A 15,914-nucleotide genomic window follows, 5' to 3' on the forward strand; every position below is an offset into this window, starting at 1 on the left:
CCCGCGCCGTCCGCCGCGCCCTGCACGCCGCGACCCACGGCCTGCCGCCGCGCCGACGGGGCGCGTCCCGAGCCGGCCCGGCTCTACGCCGTGAACGTGTTCGGATCCGCGGCGGCAAAGGTATCCGCCGGGCGGCAGGGCTCTCCGAATCGCAGCCCGACCCGGCCCGCCGCGACCCCTGCGGACCCCACGGGCCCCGCGACCCCCGCAGACCCCGTACTAGCCTCGGCCGCGCAGCATCGACACGAGCAGCCCGTGGGTCTCGTCGTCGGCGGCGACCACGAGCCCGCGCCCTGCCTCGCCTGTCGGGGCACCGTCGATGCCGGTGACCACGCACCCGGCAGCCCGGCACAGGGCGATACCGGCCGCGAAGTGCACGCTCCTGGAGAGATCACCGCCATCGGTGACGTACGCGGCGCGCTTGCCGGCGGCGACCCAGGCCAGCGCCAGCGTCGTGGACACCACGCGCGGCCGGAAACGTTCGACGAAACCCGGATGGGCCAGCAGGTCCACCGTCCGGAACCCGGGCGCGCTCGGGAACGGCGGATCCAGGTTGACGTCCACCAGACGGGTGGCGGGCGAGGGAGCCAGCCGTACGTCATCCGCCCCGTCGCGCCGCAGCCAGGCGGACTCCCCGTCGGTGAAGAAGACCTCGCCGCCGAACGGGTCGGCCACCGCCGCAGGCCCCTCGCGCAGCGCCACGTTGACGGCGACCAGCGCGGTGCCGACGGCGTAGTTCAGCGTGCCGCACAGGGGATCCACCAACCACTGGCGCGCCGCGCCGACGGCGCCCTGCCGCCCGCCTTCCTCTCCGAGCACCTCGTCGTCGGGCCGTGCGGCGCGGATGACGCCGAGAATCGTCTTCTCGGCTTCCACGTCGGCGTCCGTGGCGAAGTCCCCGGCGCCCTTGTCGGTACGGCCGAGCCGCCGGCCGTACATGTCACGGACCACGTCCGCGCCGGCCCGCGCCCCGGCTATCGCGACCGCGACGTCGTCAGAGCCCGCGTATGAGTCGGTCATGCCGGGCAGCCTATCGACGCGAAGCCACCCGCCCGGCGGACCTTCAGGGTCGGGGTGCGAGCGGCGGCTGATCGTGACCGGGAGCCGGGCCGGAGGCCGACCACCGTGCCCGGAGCGGGAGGAAGGCGGGCGGCAGACGAGTGCGCGGGTACCGAAGAGAACGCGCGCGGTGGTCGGCGACGTGCGGGTGCGCCCCCAGGCACCGGCAGCCGTGACGCTCCGCGGGCCGCGGGCCCGCAGCCCGGTCGCCGCGCGATCGCGTGACCGGACCCCCTCGGCCCCGTGCTCAACTCCCTTTCCCCGGGCTCCCGTCCACCGCCCGGAACGGCCTTGACAGTGCGGAAGTCCGCCTGCCTAAGGTGGGGTGATCCCCCTCCGGACGTGGACGGGGGTCCGGTCCGGAGCCATGGGGAGGTGGACGTGCGCACGATGGTCACGGCGACACGCCTCTCGCGGTCCGTTCCCCCGGCGGGCGCTCCGCTCGTCTGCCGACGGCATGTCGACTTCTGCCGTACCTCGTCGGCCATCTGTCCTTCCACCCGCGCCTGACCCCGCATCGCGAGGGTCCGCGCGGTTCCGACGTCCCGTCGCCCGGCCCGGTGTCGGCGTGCCTTCGCGCGCCCGTGGTCCCGGTGCGCGCCGCTGTCTTCCGGAAGGACCTCCCATGCCCCGCCCCGCCCTGCGCCTGGCCGTCGAGATCGACGGCGACGGCGCCCATCCGGCCGCGTGGCGCCGTGCCGCGCACTCCCCCGGCGAGCTGCTGACCCCGCGTCGGCTCGCCCGGGTCGCGGCCGTCGCCGAGAACTCCGGGTTCACCCTGGTCACCCTGGACGACTCGATCCTTCCGCCGGGTCCGGGCCCCGATCCGGTGGGCCGGATCGGGGCGGTGGAACGGGCCGCGTTCGTGGCCGGTTCCACGAGTGTCCTCGGCATCGCGCCGGTGGTGGCGACCACCTACGCGGAGCCGTTCCACGTCTCCTCGCAGCTCGCCTCGCTCGACCATGTGTCGGCGGGCCGGTCCGGCTGGGTGGTGGGGGTGGAGGACGACCCGGCGGCCGCCCGCGCCTGGGGGCGGCCCCTGGTCGAGGGGGCCGGGGCGATCGCCCGTGAGGCCCGTGACGGACTCCGGGTCGTCCGGGACCTGTGGGACTCGTGGGAGGACGACGCGGTGATCCGGTCGGTGGCCACAAGCCGCTATCTGGACCGCTCCCGGCTGCATCCGGTCGACTTCACCGGGGACACGTACACGGTGAAGGGCCCTTCGATCGTGCCGCGTCCGCCGCAGGGGCGGCCGGTGGTCCTCGCCCGGCCCGGTCTCGTACCGGCCGAGCTGGTCGACGTGGCGCTGGTCGGCGGCGCCGGTCCCGCGGAGGTGGCCGCCGCCGCGCGGTCCGCCTCGGCCGCCGGGACGCCCCGGGCCTTCGCCGAGGTGGAGGTGGCCCTCGACACCCCCGGCGGGACGGCCCGGGAGCGGATAGCGGACCTGGAGCGCTACTCCCCGTGGACCGCCCGCCCGGACCGGCTGCGGTACACGGGACCCGCCGAGGGTCTGGTGTCCCTCCTCGCCGAGCTGGCCGAGCATGTCGACGGCGTACGGCTGCGGCCCCTCGTCCTCGACGAGGACCTGGCGGTGCTCTCACGGCTCGTCCTGCCCGAGCTGTTCGTCCGGCGGCTCGCGGCCCGTCCGCTGCCGGGCACCACCCTGCGTACGTCCCTGGGCCTTCCCCGGCCCCTGAACCGCTTCACGACCGCCGCCGCGCCCGCGCCCGTACGGGAGGAGTCCCGATGACCCGCACCGACCCGACCGACGTGCCCCGCCCGGACGCCCGGCTCCACTTCGGGGTGTTCTTCCAGGGCGTCAACCACTGGACGATCTGGTCCGATCCGGCCAGCGGCTCGCAGATCGACCCGTCCTCCTTCCTGAAGGTGGCGCGCACCGCCGAGCGCGGTCTCTTCGACGCCTTCTTCCTCGGCGACGGGCTGCGGCTGCGGGAGTCGGAGGGCGGCATCCACGAACTCGACGTGGCGGGACGCCCGGACTCGATCACGCAGCTGTCGGCGCTCGCCGCCGCGACCGAGCGGATCGGTCTCGTCTCCACCTCCAACACCACCTTCAACGAGCCGGGCGACCTCGCCCGGCGGCTCGCAGGCCTTGACCTGCTGTCCGGCGGCCGGGCCGGCTGGAACATCGTGACCACGCACAACGCCTGGACCGGGGAGAACTTCCGGCGCGGCGGCTACCTCGACCACGCCGACCGCTACCGACGGGCCGAGGAGTTCCTGTCCGTGGCGCGCGCCGTGTGGGACGGGTGGGCGGACGGCGCGGTGGCCGGTTCGGCCGAGGCCCGCGCCTGGTCGGTGCCGGACGCGGTCGGCCGGGTACGGCGGCGGGGCGCGCAGTTCGACGTCGACCTGGCGCCGACGCTGCCGCGCAGCGCCCAGGGGCATCCGGTGATCTTCCAGGCGGGCGATTCCGGGGAGGGCCGGGACTTCGCCGCCCGTCACGCGGACGTCATCTTCTCCGCGCACGGCAGGGACTTCGACGACGCCCTGGCCTTCGCCGACGACCTCCGGCGGCGGCTGCGGGCGGTGGGCCGGGCCGAGGACGCGCTGCGTGTTCTGCCCGGCACCGAGATCGTCATCGGGGCCACCGAGAAGGAGGCCGAGGAGAAGGCCCGCTGGGTCCGGCTGTCCCAGGTGACGCCCGCCGTGGCCCTCGGCATCGCGAGCCGCCTGTGGGGCATCGACCTGTCGGAGCGGGACGCCGAGGGGCCGCTGCCCGCCGAGGACCCGGTGACCACCGCCCACACGGGGAAATTCGGCACCCGCTGGGTGTCCGACCCGCACCCGGTGGTGGCGGAGTGGCGGGCGAAGGCCGAGGCCAACCGGTGGTCGCTGCGCGAGACGGTGATCGAACTGGGGCCGCAGCACGGGCACGTGGGCACCCCGGCGGGCCTCGCCGAGCGGTTCGGCCGTTTCGTCCGGCACGGGGCGCTCGACGGCTTCAACATCTCCCCGTATCTGGTGCCGGACGGGCTCGACGACATCGTGGACCTGCTCGTCCCCGCGCTTCAGGAGCGGGGTCTGTACCGGACGGCGTACACGGGGAGCACGCTCCGCGAGCATCTGGAACTCGCCCCGGTGGGGTGAGCCGGTGCCGGTCCGTCAGCCCAGGGGCAGTTCCAGGAAGGAGGGTTCCGCCGCCGGGGAACCGATCGCGGTCCGCGTCCAGGTGACGGAGACGTCGGCGTACAGCGGGTCCTTGCTGTCGACGACGAGCATCAGCCGGTGCCCGGCGGCCAGGTCGTACGCGGTGGCCTGGAGCCGCCAGGTCACGGTGGCGTCCCGGTCGGGGGCGAGCCCCCGGAGGTTGTGCGGCTCGTGGGTCACGATCCGGGCCGTGTCGTCCTCGGCGACATCGAAGAGGTACGCGTAGAGGCTGGCGGAGGCGGTGGTGGAGCGGACGGTGAGGCGCAGCCTCGGCACGCCCCTGATGCGGAGGGCGGGCGGGCCGTCGGCTCCACCCGTACCGCCCGTTCCGGTCCTTCCGCCCGTTCCTTCGGCGGTCTGTGGGGCGAAGGGCTCCGTGGTCCAGACGACGGAGTGCCTGCGGTCGAACTTGCGGGTGTCGTAGGTCCTCGGATCGCCCGTCCACTCCGCCCGGCCGGTCTCCATGATCGCGTCCATGGCGGTGGCCTCGGTGCCGACCCCGGCGAGGAAGGCACGGCGCCAGCCGGTCTCAGCGGGTTCCCGCCCCTCCCCGGTGGGCAGGAGCCGGCCGTCGGCGCCGCCCGCGCCGTCTCCGGTGAGGGCGAACACCTCGGTGGTGCGGGTGAGATCGCCCCAGCGGGCGTGGGTCTCGCGGCGGGCGGGGGTGACGATCCGCCGTCCGCCACCGCCGGGGTCCCGCGCGGTGGTGTACGTGAACATCACCTGGGCGCAGACTTCCGGCCACCGTGCCACACCGGCCTGCTCCCCCTTGAGGTGGTGGTCGAGCCAGGCGTACGCCTCCGCCAGAGGGGTGTCGGTCTCGCCGGGCGGGCCGATGAGTCCGGGCCCCTCCGGGACGGCGTGGTCGCCGATCCACAGGTTGAGCCGTTTGGGGACGTCCAGCCGGTCGAAGGTCGTCACGACCTGGTTGACCGGAAAGAGGCTCTCGTGCCAGGTGTTGGAGAAGAAGGTCGGCGTGCCCTTGTCGTTGGTCAGGTCGACGTACGACTCGGGGGCGCGGCGGCGGCCCCATTCGACGATGTCCGCGAGGTTCCGGTCGGCCTGGAAGTCGGCGAGGACCCGCTGGTTCTCCTTGTCGAACTTGGTCTCCGCGGGTCCGCCGGTCAGTCGCAGGAGGGTCCGCACGGCGGCGAGGTGGCGGGTGCCGTGGTCGTAGAGGGCGGTGGCGAGGTTGCCCCAGGTGCTGAGGGCGACGACGGCGGAGACCCGGTCGTCGTGGGCGGCGACGAGTTGGCTGATCCCGGAGCCGTAGGACTCGCCCATGAAGCCGATGACGCCCGGCGCGAAGTGGTCGACGGCGAAGTCGATCACGGCGGAGCCGTCGGCCCAGTCGTGGGGCCCTGCGACGTCGATCAGGCCGCCCGAGGTGGACGGCAGTCCGGGGATGCCCAGGCCGCGCGGGGTGTAGGCGAGGACGTGGTAGCCCTTGCGGGCCAGGACGAGGTACGTCCAGAGGAAGAGCGGCCAGCCGTACGGGGTCCAGCCGGCCGGGAGGACGACGAGCGGGTGCGGTCCCGGTCCGCGCTGGCGGAGGCTGAACGCGGAGAGCCGCACGTCGTCGGAGCCGCCCTCGACGCGGTGGTACGCGGGCCGCGCCCGGCGCAGTACCTCCTCGGCGACGGCGGCGAGTCCGGCGGGCAGCAGCTCGCGGGCGGTGGCGGTCAGTCCGGCGGGCTCGGGTCCCACGGCGTCCGGTGTGCCGTCGAGAAGGGCCTGGGCGAGGGTCTGGCCGAGCCGGACGGCGCCGGGCTCCACCGTCCCGTCGGGGGCCCAGGGACCGCGTGCGGCGATGCGGGCCGTCTCGGCGTCGGTGAGTCCGGCCGTGATGCCGGGGAAGCCGGGGAAGCGTTCGGTCGAGCCGGTGGCGAAGGGGTTCTTCTGGGGCACGGGCACCCGTTCCTCTCGACTGGACTCGTGACGGTCCGCGACACGCTCGTCAGCCTCACGCATGCGGGGCGGAGCGGCCAGAGCGCGCGGGCGGCGCACGGGACACCCGGCGTCGGGTGAACGACACAAGACGCCCCGGGCGGCGAGGTTTGGGGCATGCCGGGCTCAAGGAGGTCCGGACTCGGCGCCTTCCGCGCTCGGTGCTCGCTGCTCGGGCGCTCGGGTGCTCTCCACGCTCGGCCGTCCTCGCTCTCGGCGCTCTCCGCGCTCGGCCGTCCCCGCTCATCGCGATCCCGTACCGGCCGCCTCCTCTGCGGGAGCGCGCTCGGTTCCCTCCGCCGGGTAGGCCACGAGCAGGGCGGCGACGTCGTCGTCGAGTCCGGCGGCGCCGTAGCGGGTGAGGTCCCGGTGCAGGATCTCCGGCAGGTTCCCGCCGGGTTCGGCCGCCCAGCCCCGCAGCCGTTCCTCCAGGGGATAGAAGTCCCCGGCCCGGTCGCGGGTCTCGCTCACACCGTCGGTGTAGAGCAGCAGCCGGTCCCCCGGCTGGAAGGGCACCTCCTCGATCCGGTGCCGGGAGACGTGCAGCCCGGCGAGGTTGACCGGCAGCGAGGGATCGGCGAACCGCACCTGTTCGACGGCGGCGCCGCGCTGGAGCAGCGGGGCCGGGTGGCCGCAGCTGAGGAGCCGGGCGATGTCCCGGCCGTCGGGGAGTTCCACGAGGACGACGGTGGCGAAGCGTTCGGCGGCGTCGGAGTCGGGGTACCAGGCGCCGTACCGGGCCAGGCCCTCCTCCAGTCGGTCGGCGAGGTCCGCGAGGTCGTGGGCGTCGTTGACGGCGGCGCGGAAGGAGCCGAGGAGGACGGAGGCGGTCTCGACGGCGCCGAGGCCCTTGCCCTGGACGTCGCCGAGCATGACCCGGACCGCGCCGTGCACCCGGACCGCCTCGTAGAAGTCGCCGCCGATCCGGGCCTTGGCGGCGGCGGCCACGTACAGCAGATGGAGGTCGTAGCGGCCGAGGTGGGCGGGCAGTGGGCGCAGCACGACCCGCTGGACGACCTCGGCGACCGCGCTGAGTTCCCTCATGTCCTGCTCGTAGCGGATCCGGGTCCGGCTGACCCAGGCCGAGGCGAGGGTGACGACGGCGAGGACCGCCTCGCTGGCGAGGAGTTCGAGGGTGAGCACGTCGTTCCGGATGGCGCCGAGCAGCAGCCGGGCGCCCATGGCGAGCAGGCCGATGCCGAGGGTTCCGCGCACGCTCCAGGTGACGGCGGCGAGCGCGGGGGCGGCGACGAGGAACCGTTCGAAGCGTTCCCGGTCGGAGGTGGTCAGATCGGTGACGAACGTCAGGACCAGCACCAGGAACGGCAGTGCGCGGCCGAGGTTGAACTGGGTGCGCGTCGCCGAGCCGGGACGGGCCTGGTGACCTGCGGGCATTTCATGATCGTACGCAGGGTGACCATCCGGTCACCGTTTGAGCGGGCCTCCGGCGTGTCCGGGGACGGCCGGGTGGGGCGGCTCCGGGGCAGGGTCGGCCGGGCAGGCGCGGAGCACGGCGGGGAGGGTGAGTGCCGCGAGCACGGCGAGGGCCGGGAGGGCGGCGCCGTCCGCCGGGACGAAGCCGCCGTGCGGGACGAGGGCGACCAGCAGGGTCACGATGGCGGTGCCGAGCGCGGGGCCGATGTTCATCGCGGTCTGCTGGAGTCCGCCCGCGACCCCCGCGTGGCTCTCGGGCGCGGCCCGTACGACGCCCGAGGTCATGGTGACCATCAGGGTGACGAATCCGGCGCCGAGCAGGGCCGCGCCGGTCCCCACCGGCAGCGCGCCCGCGTCGGCGCCGAGGCGGGAGAGGAGCAGGACGCCGAGGGTCAGCAGGACGGCTCCGGCGGCTGCCGTGCGCCGGGGGCCGTGGCGGCGCTGGAGCGAGGGCAGGAGCAGGGCGCCGGGCACCATGAGGGCGGCGAGCGGCAGGAAGCGGAGCGCGCAGTCGAGGGGGTCGAGCCGCTGGACGTCCTGGAGGAACCAGGTGGCGACGAAGAGGGTGCCGGTGAGGGCGGCCGAGGCGGCGAGGAGGGCCCCGAGACCGGCGACGACGGACCGGCCGCGCAGCAGCTCCGCGGGGAGCAGGGGGCAGATGGCCCGGCGCTCGTGCCGGACGAGGAGGAGTCCGGCGAGGAGGGCGGCGGCGCAGGAGAGCGTGCCGCCGGCTGTGGCGCCCGTTCCGGCGACCGCCACGAGACCGTGCACCAGCAGGCCGAGGGTCAGGGCGAGCAGCAGCGCCCCGCCCGGGTCGAGCGGCGAACCGGCCTTCGGCCCGTCCTTCGCCGTCCGTCGCGGCGGTCCCGGCGCCTCCCGTCGGTTCGGCCGCCTCGGAGGCCTCGGCCGTCCCGCCGCCTCCCGCAGGTTCGGTCGTTCCCCGGTCGCGAGGGCGAGGATTCCGATGGCGAGGGTCGGGGGGACGCCGAGGAGGAAGACCGCGCGCCAGCCGTACGCGGTGGCCGGCGCGCCGCCGACGAGCGGGCCGGTCGCCGCCGCGAGGCCGATGGCGGCGGTGCGTACGGCGATGGGGGTGCCGAGCCGGTCCGGTGGGTAGTCGGTGCGCAGCATGCCGAGGGTCGCGGGCTGGAGAAGGGCCCCGCAGACGCCCTGGAGGACGCGTAAGGCGATCACCGTGCGGATGTCGGGGGCCAGGGCGATGCCGGTGGAGGCGGCGGCGAAGCCGAGGGCTCCGGTGGCGAAGACCCTCCGGTGTCCGTGGCGGTCGCCGAGCCGTCCGGCGAGGACGAGGAGGCTCGCGACGGCGACGAGGTAGCCGGTGCCGGTCCACTGGACCTGGCCGAGGGTGGCGCCCAGATCGTGGGCGAGGGCGGGCTGGGCGACGGTGAGGACGGTTCCGTCGAGGGCGACGACGGCGGCGCCGACGACGCTGCACGCGAGGACGGGGGCGCGGCGCGTGGTCACGGGGTTCGCTTCTCGGGGCCGAGGTGGGCGTCGAGGGCGGCCGTGAGGAAGGAGCCGGGGGCGTCGTCGCCGGTCGCGAGCCGGAGGCTGCCCCAGTGCCGGAGCCGGGCGATGCCGTGGAGGTTGGCCCAGAGGGTTCCGGCGACGACGACGGGGGCGTCGTCGGGGCGGACGCGGGCGACGAGGGCGACGAGCCGCTCGAAGAGCGGCAGGCTCGTCCCGCGCAGTCCGAGTGTGCCGCTCTCCAGCAGGTCGTGGCGGAACATCAGCTCGTACATGCCGCGCCGGTCCTCGGCGAAGTCGAGGTAGACGCGGGCGAGGGCGGCGATCCTCGCGCGGGGCGGCGGCCCCTCGAACCCCCCGCCGCCCTCGGCACCTCCGGCCGCACTGGCATCTCTCACCTCACCGGCCTTTCCAGCCTCACCGGACCCACCGGACCCACCGGACCCACCGGACCCACCGGACCCACCGGACCCACCGGACCCACCGGACCCACCGGACCCACCGGACCCACCGGACGCACCGGACGCACCGGACGCACCGGACGCACCGGACGCACCGGACGCACCGGACGCACCGGACGCACCGGACGCACCGGACGCACCGGACGCACCGGCAGTCTCCGTCGCTGCCGTCGCCTCCGCACGACCCGCCTCCCCCGCCTCCCCCGCCTCGGCGCGGGCCGCGAGTTCGGCGAAGCCCTCGCGGGCGATGGCCGACAGGAGGTCGAGGTGGGTCGGGAAGTGGCGGCGGGGAGCGCCGTGGGAGACGCCCGCGCGCCGGGCGATCTCCCGTAGCGAGAGGGCCTGTGATCCTTCGGCGTGGACGAGGGCGACACCGGCCCTGACGAGCCGTTCGCGCAGTCCGCCCTCGTCGGAGGGGGCGGGGCCGGTCTCGTCGGCCGGATGGTGGTGTGCTCGGGGTGAGTCAGGCATGAGCCGTGTCCACCAAGATCGAGTAGACACCGTCTACTCACCCGTTCGGGCTGGTCGGCTACACTGGGCCGAAGCGAAGGGGAGTAGCCCTGCGAACCGGCCGTCGACATACTGGAACCCCCGGGTTCCCGGTGACCGGGTCCGTGTGTGACGCGGACGGGCGAGACCTTCGGCCAGGCATCAACCGCGTCCGCGCATCCGTGGGCGTGGTCCGTCATGCCGGGCCGAGTGGTCCTCCCGCCGCCCTCCGGGGCGCCGTTCCGGACCGAGGGGCCCGGAACGAGCAGAGAGCCCCGGTATGCACCTCGACCCCTTGGCGATCCTCACCGCCTTCGGGCTGATCTTCCTCGCCGAGCTTCCCGACAAGACGATGTTCGCGTCCCTCGCGATGGGCACGCGGATGCGTCCCCTGTACGTCTGGATCGGCACCTCGACCGCCTTCCTCGCGCACGTCGCCATCGCCGTCGGCGCGGGCAGCCTCCTCGGGCTGCTCCCGGGCTGGTCGGTGAAGCTGGTCTCCGCCCTCCTGTTCGGCTTCGGTGCGTTCATGCTGCTGCGCGGCGGGGGCGACGACGACGATTCCGACGAGAACGGCCGGACCGTCACCGGCTTCCTCCCCGTCTTCTCGACCGCCTTCATGGCCGTCTTCATCAGCGAGTGGGGCGACCTCACCCAGATCACCACCGCCAACCTGGCCGCCACCAACGGCACCTGGTCGACGGCGATCGGCTCCCTCGCCGCCCTGATGAGCGTCTCCGCGCTCGCCCTGGTCGCGGGCCGGTTCATCGCCAAGCGCGTCCCGCTCAAGGTCGTGCAGCGCATCGGCGGCATCTGCATGGCCGGTCTCGCGATCTGGTCCCTGACCGAGGTCTTCACCGGCTGACGGCACACGCCCGCGCGAACGGCGCACGGTCCCGCTCTTCCCCGCGGGCCGTGCGCCGTTCGCGCCCCGGGGCGGGTCCCGAGTTGCGTCCGGGGCGCCGCACGGGAGTCTTGGGGTATCCGGACGCGCACCCCGCAGGGAGAGACATGAGCCTTGACCTCGCCGATCTCACCGATCTCGCCGACGAGCACCTGCGCGCGGCCCACACGGCGCCGCACGGGCGCAGTGCCCGTCTGGTGCTGCACGACGGGGTACTGCGGCAGACCGTCATCGCGCTCACCTCGGGCACCTCCCTCGACGAGCACAACGCACCGCCCGCCGCGAGCCTCCAGGTCCTCCGGGGCCGGGTGAACCTGACGGCGTCCGGGCGGGCCGAGGAGCTGCGGACGGGCACGCTCCGGATGATCCCCAAGGAACGGCACGGGCTCACCGCCCTGGAGGACGCGGTGGTGCTCCTGACTGCGGTGAACGACTGACGGCCCTACCCGCCCGCGCGGCCCGCCCCGTGCCCGCTCGCCCCGTGCCCGCCCGCATCCGGCTCGTACGCCCCGCTCAGCCGAGCGCGTCCAGGTCCTTCGCGTAGTGCTCGATGGCACCCCGGTACTCCCGCACCCAGGGGTCCTCGCTGGTGGCGGCAAGGAGCCCGAGCAGCGAACCGACCGCCTCGTGGTGACGGCCGGTGTTGTAGTGGGCCATGGCGAGGAAGGCCCGCAGGGAGCCGTCCTCGGGGAACTCCCCGACCGCGCCGGAGAGCAGCGCGACGGAGTCCTCGAACCGTCCGAGGACCCGGTAGGTGCTGCCGAGGCCGAGGAGCGCGCCGCGCCGGTCGTCGGCGGCGAGCCCGGTGCCCGCGAGGGCGCTCTCGTAGTAGGGGACGGCTTCCGCCTCCAGGCCGAGGACGTCGTGGGCCCAGGCGGTCTGGTAGGCGATCGGAGCGTCGCCGGGGTGTTCGGCGGCCAGGGCGACGAGCCGTTCGCGGGCTTCCTCGCGCTGCCCCCCGGTGCGCAGCGCGATGGCCTCTGCCAGCCGCGCGTCTCTGTCTTCCTGATGCGTCATGGCGTCATCCTCGCAGCTCGCAGGGGGTGTTCCCACGGCGGGCCGCCAGGTGAGGGGGCTCCATAGCGGTGGGTCCCGATTGTGGCGTCCTGCCCCATGGAGGGGCCTCGGGAGCGCCCGTAGCCTCCCGGCCGACCCACTCCGTCAGGAACGAGCCGCCCGGGAGACCCCATGCGTTCACCCCGTCCCACCCGCCCCCGCGGGCCACGCCGTCTCGCGGCGCTGCTGCTGTGCGCCGCCGCGAGCCTGTTCCCCGCCGCGCCTCCGGCCGGGGCCGCCGCTCCCCCGCCGGTGTCCGGGGTGCTGCGCGCGTACGACATCGGGTCCGTGTTCAGCGCGGGCGTCTCGTCCGGCGGATACATGGCCACCCAGCTGCACGTGGCGTACTCGGGGACGTTCGAGGGCTCCGCCGTGTTCGCCTCGGGGCCGTACGACTGCGCGCGCGGTCTGCTCGCGACGGCGCTCAACGCCTGTATGGACACCACGCAGAGCCTTCAGCTCCCCGCTCTGGAGCAGGCCACCCGCGAGCGGGCGGCGCAGGGTCAGGTCGATCCGGTGGAGAACCTGGCGGGCGATCCGGTGTACGTGTTCAGCGGCTCGAACGACACCACGGTGAGGCGGCCGGTGGCCGACGCGCTCGCCGACTACTACGGCCGGTTCGGCGCCCGTGTCCTGTACGACCGTTCGACGGCCGCCGGACACGCCTGGATCACCCCGCTCGGCCCCAACGCGTGCACGGAGACGCGGAGCCCGTTCCTGAACGCCTGCGGAACCGACGCCGAGGGAGCGCTGCTCGGACACCTCCTCGGTGCGGTGGCGCCGCCCGGCTCCGGCACCGGCGGCGAACTGGTCCGGTTCGACCAGAACGCCTACGCGCCGGGCGGGTCGGCCGCCGCCGTGTCGATGGGCGCGGAGGGCTTCGCGTACGTGCCGGCCTCCTGCGAGCAGGGGGCTCGCTGCCGACTTCTGGTGGCCCTGCACGGCTGCAAGCAGGGGTACGCGTACCAGGGGTTCGGGACCCGGTTCGTCGAGGGCGCGTATCTGAACGAGTACGCCGACACCAACGGTCTGATCGTGCTGTACCCGCAGGCCGCGCCCACCGCGACCCTGGAGAATCCGAACGGCTGTTGGAACTGGTGGGGGTATCAGGGGGACACGGCGTACGCCCGGCACGGCGGGAGGCAGATCGAGGCCGTCATGGGGATGGTCCGGGCGCTGGGCGGCGCCGGGACGCCGTCCGCCGACCGGGTGGTGCTTTCGAGCACCGACGCCGAGGACGGCTATGTGAAGGCGGCGGCGGACGGCTCGGGGGCGTCGGTCGGCACCCTGGAGGAGCTGTACGGTCTGGCGCTCGGCCGGGGCACGGACGGCAAGGTGAACCGGTCGGTGGTCTCCTTCGACACCTCGCGCGTCCCCGCGGGGAAGCGGATCACCCGCGCCTGGCTGACCGTCACGCGCTCCAGCGGTTCCGGCGACCCGTGGGCCTCCCCCGCAGGCAACCGGCTCCAGGCGGACCTGCGCACCGGCTGTTTCGGGGGCTGCGCGGTGGAGGCCGGGGACTGGTCGGCGGCGGCGACCGTGCCGGACGCGGCGCGGATCGGCGCGTTCACCTCGGGCGGCGCGGTGTCGACCGACCTGTCGGCGGAGGCGCTCGCGGCGCTGAACCGGGGCGGGGTGACCCAGTTCCGGCTCGGGTTCGCCGCCGCTCCGGCCGGGACCGCGTACCTCTTCGTGAACCGGGACGCTCCGGTGACGCTGACGGTCGCCTACGAGTGAGCGGGGCTCTCCCCGTCAAGGGGCGGCTTCCCGGCAGCGCACTGCTAGCTTTTCAGAATGCGCCCTTTGCCCCGTTTCGATGTGCGTACCCTCGCCCGCCGGACGGTCTCCCTGCGGCCCTGGCGGCGCGGCGGGGAGACCGTCACCGTGCCGGAGGCGGAGGACGCGGGACGGGAGCGGCTGCGTGACCTGGCCGCGCTCCTGTGCGAACTCGGCGCGGAGCTGCTGCAGGCCGGGGAGCAGACCTCCGAGGTGGAGCGGCTGCTGACCGACGTGGCCGCGCGCTACGGGATGCGGGTGCGTTCCTTCGTGGTCCCCACCGGCCTGTTCGTACGCGTCGGCGGCGGGCCGGACGGCCGGGGCGGCGAGCTGGACTTCGCCCCGGTCGACGGCCCCGACCTCCGGCTCGACCAAGTGGAGGCGTTGCAGTCGCTGGTGACGCGGATGCGCGCCGAGGCGCTCCCGTTCCCCGAGGTCGCCCTGGCGCTGCGGGAGGTCAGGGAGCGCCCCGAGCGGTTCAGTCCCGCCGCGACGGTCCTCGGCTACGTCCTGTTGACCGTCGGTCTCGGCTCGATGCGGCACGCCACCGTCCCCGCCGTCCTGGGGTACGCGGTGCTCGGCGCGGCGGTCGGTCTGCTCCGGCTGCTCGGCGACCGGCTCCCGGCGGCCCGTACGGCGCTGCCGGTGGCGGCGGCGATCCTCGTGACGGCGGCGTCGCTGCGCTGGGCGGGGCCGCTGCTGCACGAGCCGCCCGCCGTGCTGTACGTCCCGCCGCTGATCGCCTTCCTACCGGGTGCCGCCCTGACGCTCGGCGCCATCGAACTCGCCACCGGGGCGGCCCTCTCGGGTGTGACCCGGCTGGCCGGGGCGGCGAACGTCCTGTTCCTGCTGGCCCTCGGCATCCTGGTCGGCACCGAACTCGTCCGCCCGCACCCGTCGCCCGGGACCCCGGCGGGACCGCTCGGCGAGTGGGCGCCGTGGGTGGGGGTGCTGCTGCTGGGCTTCGGCTTCCTGCTGTACTTCTCCGCGCCGCCCCGGGTGGCCCTCTGGCTGCTCGGCGCGCTGCTCACCGAACGGCTCGCGCAGTCGGTGGCCACGGAGTTCGCGGGAGCCGCCTTCGGCGCGTTCGCCGCCGGGATGCTGCTGCCGCCGATGGCACGCTGGATCTCGCGCCACTCGCACACCCCGGACCAGGTGGTCTTCCTCCCGTGCTTCTGGCTGCTCGTGCCCGGCGCGGTGGGGCTCACCAGCGTGTCGGAGATCGTCGTGCAGGGCGATACCGGCGGCGGTCTGGACAGTCTGGTCAGTACGGTGATCACGGTGGCGGCGATCGCGCTGGGCGTCCTGGTGGGCGCCGGGCTCCAGCGGCGCCCCCGGCTGAGCCTGGGCGAGCCCGCCGCGGCGTCGGCTCCGACCCCGCCGCCCCCGGCCCCCGCCGCACCCCTGGAACCGGGGACCGTTCCGGCCCCCGCGCCGGAGACCCCGTCCGATCCTCCGCAGGGGGCTGCGGCCGGTCCGTGAGGGCGGCAACGGAAAGGCAGCGGCGGCTCAGCGGGGCGGTTCGGGAAGCTCCTCGCCGGTCTCCAGGAGGGACTTCAGGCTGGAGACGAGCGCGGGCCAGCCCTCTCCGATCAGCCCCTTCATCAGGCCGCCGGGCTCCAGACCCCCATGGGTGACCGTCAGTTTGACGGTGTCGCCCGCGGGCTCGATCTCGAAGGTCACCCGCGAGCGGGGCTCCCGCAGCAGCCGCTGGTAGAGGTCCGGCTCAAGGCGTACCGCCTGCGCCCAGGCGGGGGTGAAGGTGTGCCAGGTGTACGACAGGAGCCGTCCGTGTTCGGCGGCGAGGACGACCTGCTCGGGGTCGACGGCCCGGCGTCCGCCCTCCTCCCAGACCATGGGGGCGCCCGGCGTCCAGTCCGTCTCGAAGGCCACACCCCAGTACCGGCGGGTGATCGCCGGGTCGGTGAGTGCCGTCCACAGCTCGTCCGGAGTGGTCCGGATGTAGGTGGTGTAGACGAACGTGTCGCTGTCCATCGTGCTGCCCCTCGGATCTGCCGTCCCCTCCTCCAGCCTAGGCGGGCGGGGTACGGACGTGCCAGTGTTGGGCGCCCGTACGGCCCCCGGGCGGGCGGTGAACGGGCACGGAGGAAAGCGTTCTCCATGCTGCT

General features: G+C 74.6%; 12 protein-coding genes and 2 pseudogenes. 6 read left to right on the forward strand and 8 right to left on the reverse strand.

Annotated features, from left to right (window positions below; translation table 11 throughout):
• Nucleotides 1–219 precede the first annotated feature (219 nt).
• The gene (locus BU197_RS10460) at nt 220–1,020 is read right to left on the reverse strand and encodes an inositol monophosphatase family protein (protein WP_188267989.1); all 801 of its coding nucleotides are present in this window, start codon (nt 1,018–1,020) and stop codon (nt 220–222) included.
• A gap of 664 nt (nt 1,021–1,684) precedes the next feature.
• On the opposite strand from BU197_RS10460, the gene BU197_RS10465 reads away from it, so the two are divergent.
• Complete coding sequence (locus tag BU197_RS10465) at nt 1,685–2,809, forward strand: LLM class flavin-dependent oxidoreductase (RefSeq protein WP_188267990.1); 1,125 nt, start codon at nt 1,685–1,687, stop codon at nt 2,807–2,809.
• Nucleotides 2,806–4,170 (forward strand): NtaA/DmoA family FMN-dependent monooxygenase, encoded by a 1,365-nt coding sequence (locus tag BU197_RS10470; protein ID WP_188267991.1) that lies wholly within the window; start codon nt 2,806–2,808, stop codon nt 4,168–4,170. Before BU197_RS10465 ends, BU197_RS10470 begins: the two co-directional genes overlap by 4 nt.
• Nucleotides 4,171–4,185: 15 nt before the next feature.
• Here BU197_RS10470 and BU197_RS10475 read toward each other — a convergent pair whose 3' ends face one another.
• The 5 genes and pseudogenes from BU197_RS10475 to BU197_RS10500 all read right to left on the reverse strand — a co-directional run.
• Nucleotides 4,186–6,138 carry a CocE/NonD family hydrolase gene (locus BU197_RS10475; protein WP_317452267.1) on the reverse strand — a complete coding sequence of 651 codons (1,953 nt, stop codon included), beginning with the start codon at nt 6,136–6,138 and terminating at the stop codon, nt 4,186–4,188.
• A gap of 282 nt (nt 6,139–6,420) precedes the next feature.
• Nucleotides 6,421–7,572 (reverse strand): PP2C family protein-serine/threonine phosphatase, encoded by a 1,152-nt coding sequence (locus tag BU197_RS10480; protein ID WP_188267993.1) that lies wholly within the window; start codon nt 7,570–7,572, stop codon nt 6,421–6,423.
• A gap of 30 nt (nt 7,573–7,602) precedes the next feature.
• On the reverse strand, nt 7,603–9,096 hold the full coding sequence (locus BU197_RS10485; RefSeq protein WP_188267994.1) for an MFS transporter: 1,494 nt from the start codon (nt 9,094–9,096) through the stop codon (nt 7,603–7,605).
• Nucleotides 9,093–9,437 (reverse strand): annotated as a pseudogene (locus BU197_RS10490) (TetR-like C-terminal domain-containing protein); the annotation flags it as partial. The pseudogene BU197_RS10490 and the gene BU197_RS10485, both read right to left, overlap by 4 nt.
• Nucleotides 9,438–9,734: 297 nt before the next feature.
• Nucleotides 9,735–10,031: pseudogene (locus tag BU197_RS10500) on the reverse strand (TetR/AcrR family transcriptional regulator); the annotation flags it as partial.
• Nucleotides 10,032–10,329: 298 nt separating this feature from the next.
• On the opposite strand from BU197_RS10500, the gene BU197_RS10505 reads away from it, so the two are divergent.
• Nucleotides 10,330–10,914, forward strand: a complete 585-nt coding sequence (locus BU197_RS10505; protein WP_188267995.1) for a TMEM165/GDT1 family protein — start codon at nt 10,330–10,332, stop codon at nt 10,912–10,914.
• Between the two features lie 146 nt (nt 10,915–11,060).
• A complete protein-coding gene (locus tag BU197_RS10510) occupies nt 11,061–11,390 on the forward strand; it encodes a cupin (protein WP_188267996.1) in 330 nt (109 codons plus the stop codon).
• 76 nt (nt 11,391–11,466) lie between these two features.
• On the opposite strand, the gene BU197_RS10515 is transcribed toward BU197_RS10510, so the two are convergent.
• On the reverse strand, nt 11,467–11,970 hold the full coding sequence (locus BU197_RS10515) for a tetratricopeptide repeat protein (RefSeq protein ID WP_188267997.1): 504 nt from the start codon (nt 11,968–11,970) through the stop codon (nt 11,467–11,469).
• A 171-nt stretch (nt 11,971–12,141) separates the two neighbouring features.
• Here BU197_RS10515 and BU197_RS10520 point away from each other — a divergent pair, with 171 nt between their 5' ends.
• Complete coding sequence (locus BU197_RS10520; protein ID WP_188267998.1) at nt 12,142–13,746, forward strand: PHB depolymerase family esterase; 1,605 nt, start codon at nt 12,142–12,144, stop codon at nt 13,744–13,746.
• 66 nt (nt 13,747–13,812) lie between these two features.
• Nucleotides 13,813–15,267 carry a threonine/serine exporter ThrE family protein gene (locus BU197_RS10525; protein WP_223184064.1) on the forward strand — a complete coding sequence of 485 codons (1,455 nt, stop codon included), beginning with the start codon at nt 13,813–13,815 and terminating at the stop codon, nt 15,265–15,267.
• A 27-nt stretch (nt 15,268–15,294) separates the two neighbouring features.
• On the opposite strand, the gene BU197_RS10530 is transcribed toward BU197_RS10525, so the two are convergent.
• Complete coding sequence (locus tag BU197_RS10530; RefSeq protein ID WP_188268000.1) at nt 15,295–15,780, reverse strand: SRPBCC family protein; 486 nt, start codon at nt 15,778–15,780, stop codon at nt 15,295–15,297.
• Nucleotides 15,781–15,914: the final 134 nt, after the last annotated feature.

The organism is Streptomyces sp. CBMA291 (assembly GCF_014596525.1).
Lineage (GTDB): Bacteria > Actinomycetota > Actinomycetes > Streptomycetales > Streptomycetaceae > Streptomyces.